The 1,801-nt window shown below is 59.0% G+C and carries 1 pseudogene; it reads left to right on the top strand.

The window, feature by feature from the left end:
• Nucleotides 1-1,801 (top strand): annotated as a pseudogene (locus tag ACR0BU_RS24650) (autotransporter outer membrane beta-barrel domain-containing protein); the annotation flags it as partial.

Raw genomic sequence — 1,801 nt, 5'->3', positions numbered from 1 at the left:
CCCTACGATGATGGCATCACCTATACCGGATCAAATAACTTAACTCTGGAACTCAACGACCCAGACATCACGGTGAATGGCTCCGGGGTGCGCGTGGCGGGGCCGGGTGGCGATGGTATTTCTGTGCAACTGCTGCGAGGCAAAGTCATCACGAAAGATAAATTGGCTTGGGGGCTTTATGCGCAGATCCTCGACAAGGCGAGCCAAGCGGTGGTGATGGCGGAAGTGGCTGAAGGGGGGGAGATCAAGACGGACGGTGCTGGTGCTCATGGGCTTTTGGCGGACACCAGTGGCTTTGGCAATGCGACGGCGGAAGTGAGTGGCGGCAAAGTCACCACCACCCACGTCAGCACCGTGAGCACTGAGTTTACTTACGGGCTTTGGGCGACGATCAAGAATAATGAGAGCGAAGCCACGGCGATGGCGCAAGTGATCAACGGGGGGGAGGTCAGTACGGCCAGTAACCATGGCTTTGGGCTTTATGCGCATACCAAGAGCGATAAAGATAATGCGAAGGCGGTCGCGCAACTGGATGGCGCTAGCAAAGTCACCACGACTGGGTCAACTTCTCACGGGCTTCATGCGACGAACGAAGTGGGAAGAGACGCCTCAAACAACTTCATAACCACAGAAAGTCACGCCGACATGGAGGTGAGCGTGATCGACGGGACTATCGAGACGAGCGGTAACTATGCCTCTGCGGCTTATGCGAACAACATTGGCCTTGGCGCGTCATTGGCAAAGATGGATGGCGGTACGATCATCACGAAAGGGCTCACTGCGCGTGGGCTTTTTGCGGCGATCAACAACACGACGAGCACAGCGGAAGTGAAGGCGCACATGATGGAAAGGGATGGCAAAACAAGTACCATCACGACGGAGGGTGAATTTGCCCATGGGGTTTTTGCGATCCACGAGGGCGATGGTGAGGCAGTTGCGCAGATGGACGGTGGCTCGGTCCTCGCCAAGGGCCGCGGATCGCGCGGGGTTTATGCGTTGGCCGATAATACCGGTGAGGACAACGCCGCGACGGCGCGGATGAACGGCGGGCATGTCGAGACTGAGGGTAACGGAGCTGACGGGGTTTATGCGCAGGTCAATGGCACTCGCGATGCGACTGTAGAAATGCGTGGCGGTACGGTCATCACGAGGGGGACGGAGCATGTGGATGCTGCGAACCCGGAGAAAAACGATCGGGCATCGTACGGGCTTTTTGCGTTTGTCAATGACACGGGGAGCAACGCCACGGCGAAGACGGTCATGACCGGAGAAGCGGATGTCAAAACATACGGTGGCAAAGCCCATGGGGTCGTGGCGAGCACTACTGGCAGTGGCGCGGCGATCGCGCAAATGATGGGCGGCGGAGTCACCACATATGAGGAAAGTGCCTACGGGCTTGTGGCGCAATCGGCCAGGGGCCAGGCTGTTGTCGACCTGGGCGCGAACGCTGTTGTCACGGTTTACGGAGCGGGTTCAGACGGCATCCGCGCTGATGGTGCGACGGGCTTTGACGTGGACGTGGACGGGGTTGTGACGGGCGGATCTGGCAATGGCGCCGCGATACGAACGACGTCCAGCGCCGGGGGGACGATTGACATCACCCGTACCGCCGTAGTGACGGCAGGAAGGTCTGACCTTGCGATAGTGGACGGGGATGGCGATGCGGACATCACCTTGGCAGGGATAGTCACCGGCGACATTAATACCGGCGCGGGCGACGATAGCGTCACGATTGAGTCCACGGCCCGCTATGACTTTTCCTATATCCTGGACGGCGGCACGGGTGACGATGAACTGACCC

Source organism: Ruegeria sp. CK2 (assembly GCF_056536585.1).
This window is presented reverse-complemented; position numbering and strand designations above follow the sequence as displayed.